The sequence below is a fragment of the Tersicoccus mangrovi genome, assembly GCF_036881825.1.
In the GTDB taxonomy this organism is placed as follows: domain Bacteria; phylum Actinomycetota; class Actinomycetes; order Actinomycetales; family Micrococcaceae; genus Tersicoccus; species Tersicoccus mangrovi.
Genome location: NZ_JBAJMW010000016.1, coordinates 1 through 4652 on the forward strand (window position 1 = coordinate 1; position 4652 = coordinate 4652).

Annotated in this window: 4 protein-coding genes; 1 reads left to right on the forward strand and 3 read right to left on the reverse strand. The window is 67.8% G+C overall.

Annotated features, from left to right (window positions below):
* Nucleotides 1-93 precede the first annotated feature (93 nt).
* Genes istB through V6N00_RS17150 form a run of 3 tightly spaced genes read right to left on the reverse strand, consistent with a single transcriptional unit; the run spans nucleotide 94 to nucleotide 3806 of the window.
* Entirely contained in the window at nucleotides 94-882 is a 789-nt protein-coding gene (gene istB / locus V6N00_RS17140) for an IS21-like element helper ATPase IstB (RefSeq protein WP_416385111.1), read from the reverse strand.
* A complete protein-coding gene (istA, locus tag V6N00_RS17145) occupies nucleotides 879-2495 on the reverse strand; it encodes an IS21 family transposase (protein WP_334234310.1) in 1617 nt (538 codons plus the stop codon). Before istA ends, istB begins: the two co-directional genes overlap by 4 nt.
* Nucleotides 2496-2504: 9 nt before the next feature.
* Nucleotides 2505-3806 carry an MFS transporter gene (locus V6N00_RS17150; RefSeq protein WP_334234312.1) on the reverse strand — a complete coding sequence of 434 codons (1302 nt, stop codon included), beginning with the start codon at nucleotides 3804-3806 and terminating at the stop codon, nucleotides 2505-2507.
* On the opposite strand from V6N00_RS17150, the gene V6N00_RS17155 reads away from it, so the two are divergent.
* Nucleotides 3795-4553 carry an ArsR/SmtB family transcription factor gene (locus V6N00_RS17155; RefSeq protein ID WP_334234315.1) on the forward strand — a complete coding sequence of 253 codons (759 nt, stop codon included), beginning with the start codon at nucleotides 3795-3797 and terminating at the stop codon, nucleotides 4551-4553. The two genes, V6N00_RS17150 and V6N00_RS17155, sit on opposite strands and share 12 nt — an antisense overlap.
* Nucleotides 4554-4652: the final 99 nt, after the last annotated feature.

Genomic DNA, 4652 nt, shown 5'->3' on the forward strand with positions numbered 1-4652 from the left:
TGGCTACGCACGTGAATGCTGACGTCGCTTGTCGGTGAATGTTGCCGTCATCCCAACCGCCAGAACCCTTGGTCCTGTCGGTGAATGTTGACGTCATTTCGTGGCGGCGGCGTCGGCTTTGGTGTGGGCGAGGCGGTAGGAGGTGGTGCCGGTCTCGATGATGTTGCCGCCGAAGGTGAGGCGGTCGACGATCGCGGCGCACAGCCGTGGGTCGGTGAAGGTGTTGGTCCACTCGCTGAAGCTGGCGTTGGAGGCGATGGCGATGCTGTTGGTCTCCTCGCGTTCGGTGAGGACCTGGAACAGCAGCTCGGCTCCCTTCTTGTCCAGGGCCATGTAGCCCAGCTCGTCGATCAGCAGGAGATCCACGCGGCCGTATCGGGCGATCGTCTTGGAGAGGACCAGCTCGTCGGCGGCCTCGACGAGCTCGTTCACCAGCCGGGTGGCCAGGGTGTACTTGACGCGGTGACCGTTCATTGCGGCCTCGGTGCCCAGCGCGATGAGTAGGTGCGATTTGCCGGTGCCTGAGTCGCCGATCAGGCACAACGGTTGGCCTTTGGTGACCCACTCACACGTGGCGAGTTGGTGCACGACGGCGGGGTCGATATCGGGGTTGGCGTCGAAGTCGAACGCGCGCAGCGACTTCTCCCTCGGGAAATTCGCGGCCTTGACGCGGCGTTCGGACCGGCGACGGGAACGGTCGTCGCACTCAGCCATCAGCAGTTCGGCCAGGAACGCCGGGTAGGAGAGCCCGTCCTTGGTGGCGTCGTGGACGGCCTGTTCGAATGTGGACCGGATGGTCGGCAGGCGTAGCATCCGGCAGGCCCGGTCGATCGAGGCGTTCGCGGCCTCGGTGGTGATCCCGTTACGTGTCATATGGGTCATGTCTCCTTCTTCGAGTGTCGTCGGGTGAGCAAGGCGTCGTAGATGTCCACCGACGGCAAAGGTCGGTTGTCATGGGGAAGGTGCGTCTTCAGGCGATGCTCGGTCAGCGACGCGACCGGACCCGACGGTGCCCGAGCGTCTGTCTGTTGCGGGTCGTCGGGACTGGCGGCGGCCTTGCGAGTCTCCAACGCGACGGCGTCGGCGGTCAGCGCCCCTGCGCGCAGGGCCGCGGCGATCCCGGCGACGACGTCCTCGTGCCGCATCCGCCGGTGCAGCAGCAGCACCCGGATCAGTTCGCGGGTCCCGTCGGCGTCACCGTGAGCCTTGACGGCTGCGGCCCACCACGCGTCGTGGGTGAGTGTGAACTTGCCTGCGGCGCGGGCCTGTTCGAGCGCGGTGGCTCCGGGAAACGCGCCGGGTTTGCGGGTGAAGACCTCCAGGTAGTGGTCCAACTCCAGCCGGACGGCCCCTTTGGTCATCAGTCGCTCGTGCGTGGCCACCGGAGTTCGTCCGTCGTGCACGACCAGGTCCGAAGCGTTGAGGACGACGCGGACCTGGCGGCCGATCAACCGCGCGGGCACGGAGTACTTGTTGCCGCGGACACTGACCTGGGCATATCGGTCGACGCGCGGGGTGAACCAACGCCCGGTTTCGAATACCTCCACCGGCAGCGGCTTCAGTAGTGACTTCTCGGCTTCGAACGCTTGCCCGACTGTGTGCGCGCGACCGCCGATCCGTCGATCGTCATCCTCGCGGTCGTACTGGTCGACCAACGCGTTGAGCTCGGTGATCGAGTCGACCTCGGGCACCGGGACCAGGTGATTACGGCGGAACCAGCCGACCTGCCCTTCGACGCCGCCCTTCTCGTGTGCGCCCTTGATCCCGGGCTGACAGTAGAACGCCTCCAGGTCATAGTGGGAGCGGAAGGCAGTCCACCGGTCGGCTTCGGTGCGTGCCCGGGAGAACCCGACGACTTGGGCGACCGCAGCCTTGAGGTTGTCGTACCGCACCTTCCCCGCCGGGATCCCGCCGAGCACCTGGAAGGCGTGGGCGTGGCCCTCGAAGAACGCCTCCTGCCCGGCCGACGCAGAGATCCGGTGGGTAGACTTGCCGGAGTACGACAATCGGAAACAGAACAGGTAACAGGTCACCAGCTCCCCACGCAGGCGGATGGCGACCTCACCGAAGTCGACCTCGCCCTCCCGGCCCGGCAGATGGGTTTGCGGGACGAACGCCTCCACCGGTGCGCGGCCCTGCTCCAGCCGGATTTGTGGGCGACGGTTCGCGACGTAGGTCCGGACCATGCCGTAAGTGATGCCGGCGGCCTGCTGTTCCTTGATGAGCCGGTCGAAGATCCGGGTCGCCGTGTGCCGCTGCTTGCGTGGTGCGTCCAGGTCCGTCACCAGCCACTCGTCGATCACCGACTTGAACGGATCCAGCCGGGATGCCCGCTTCGGGTACTGCGCTCGGGGCGTCGGCCATACGGAATCCAACGCCGCGCGCACCGTGCGCCACCCCACCCGGTGTGCGCGTTGGATCTCGCGCACCGACATCCCTTGGCGGGCATCGCGGCGGATCGCTGCGAAGAGTTCAACCCGCGAAGTTGGTTCCACTGCCGGGGCTCACCGACAAGTGGGCTGTTCGCCGACGGCAGATGCCACCACGGCCCGGCCGGCGCGGGCGTGCACGGCGGCGACGGCGAGGCTGCCGAGACCGGCGATGACGGCGAACACGTCGACGGCGGTGGTCGTGCTGGTGCTGGTGGCCAACAGCCCGACGCCTACGACCGGAACTCCAACGCCGAGGTAGGTCGCGATGTAGAACGTGGAGATGACCGCCGCGTGGGCCGAGGAGGGTGCGGTGTGGTTCGCTGACCGGATCGCGCCCATGAATGCCAGCCCTTGCCCAATGCCGGCCAGTACCGCCGCGGCGATCACCACGACCAGGGACCGGGTCGTGCCCGCGACCAGCAGCAGGGCAGTCCCGCCAGCTAGCGAGAGCAGCCCGACCAGTTGCAGCGGCCGCGCGCCGACGCGGGTGGCCACTGGCTGGGTCACGGCCGCGACCAGCAGCACGAGTCCGGCGGCGACCCCTGCCAACAGCAGGTTCCGGTTGCCGGTCAGTGACCTGACGTAGGAGGGCACGATCGACAAGAACACCGCCGTGACGGCCCATCCGGTGAAGCTGGTTGCGCAGGCGCGAACGAACACCGCTCGCCCGGTGGCCGGGATCGTCGGCAGCGAGACCCGCCACCTGATCCCGGACCGGCCCAATGCCCCTGGCAGCGTGGCCAGTCCGGCGGCCGCGGCGATGAGGGTGACGGCTTCGATCAGGTAGCAGGTGCGGGTCGGCGCGGGTAACCACAGAGCGCATGCCCCGGCCAGTACCGGCCCGAGGCCACCGCCGCCGGTGGTCGCCAGGGACGTCACCAGCGAGGCCCGGTGTGTGCGTCCGGCCGGTTCGGTACGAGTGAGGGCGGCGGTGAGCGCGCCGGAGCTGATCCCGACCGACGCGCCTTGCAGGACACGGGCTAGGAACAACCATCCGGTGCCCTCGGCGTAGGCGAACACGAGCACGCCGGCCACCGCGAACGCCAGTCCGGGAAGCAGCACCCGTCGGTAGCCGAACGCGTCGGCGGCCGAACCAGCAAGGAGCAGTGCGGGCACCAGTGCTGCCGCGTAGGCGGCGAACACCAACGTCAGGACGACCGGGCTGAACCCGAACCGCTGCGCGTACACGGCGTACAACGGGGACGGCAGGTTCGTCCCCACGATGAGCGTGACCAGCGCGAACGCGCAGCAGCCGAAAGTGATCCGGGATGGCAGATGAGTGGAGTCGGTTCGCACACTCAGCGACGCTAGGTGCGAATTGGTTCGGGCTATCCCGAACCGATGGCGGCCTACCGTAGAGGGATGAGCAGCCACGGAGAAGCCGACCTGAGCGTCATCGGACGCCTGCTCGCCGAGCCCGCCCGCGCCCGCGTGCTTATGGCGTTGACCGACGGGCGATGGCTCCCAGCCAGCATGCTCGCCCTGGAAGCCGGCGTTGCGAACTCCACCATTAGCGGTCATCTGACCCGGCTTGTGGACGGCGGGATGCTCACCGTGCAGCGGCACGGCCGGTACCGGTACTACCGGCTCGCAGGTCCCCACATCGCCGAGCTCGTCGAGGTCATGGCCAAGATCGCCCCGACGTTGACGATCACCTCCCTGCGCCAGGGCACCCGGGCACACGCCATCCGGCGCGCCCGCCGCTGCTACGACCACATGGGCGGCCGGATCGCCGTCACGATCACCGGTGCGCTCATCCGCGACGGACACCTTGCCGGCCACGACGGCAGCATCGACCCAGACCGGATGCCCGGGCCCCGGCCCGCCGGCGGCGTGCTCGACCCGATCGCCTACACCCTGACCGACACCGGCGCGGCCTTCATCACCGAGCGACTAGAGGTAGCCACACCGGCCCACACGGCAGTCCGTTGTTGTGTCGACTGGACTGAGCACCGCCACCACGCCGCGGGCGTCCTCGGCCGGAATCTACTGACCAGCTTCGAGGAACACGGGTGGATCAAGCCCGCCACGCAGCCACGGGCCCTCACCCTCACCACGAACGGTCGGCATCAACTCGAAGAAACGTTCCAAGTCGACCTCGAAGACCACCCAGCCGCATAACCCGTGATGACGTCGACATTCAGCAACACGCTCTTACCGAACACCTGACCGACGTCAGGATTCACTGACAAACGTCGCTGGGGTTCACCGCCAAAGCCA

Excerpts from the sequence above, each read along its gene's own strand:
- istB (WP_416385111.1), bottom strand. The coding sequence starts at position 882 with ATGACCCATATGACACGTAACGGGATCACCACCGAGGCCGCGAACGCC.
- V6N00_RS17155 (WP_334234315.1), top strand. The coding sequence starts at position 3,795 with ATGAGCAGCCACGGAGAAGCCGACCTGAGCGTCATCGGACGCCTGCTC.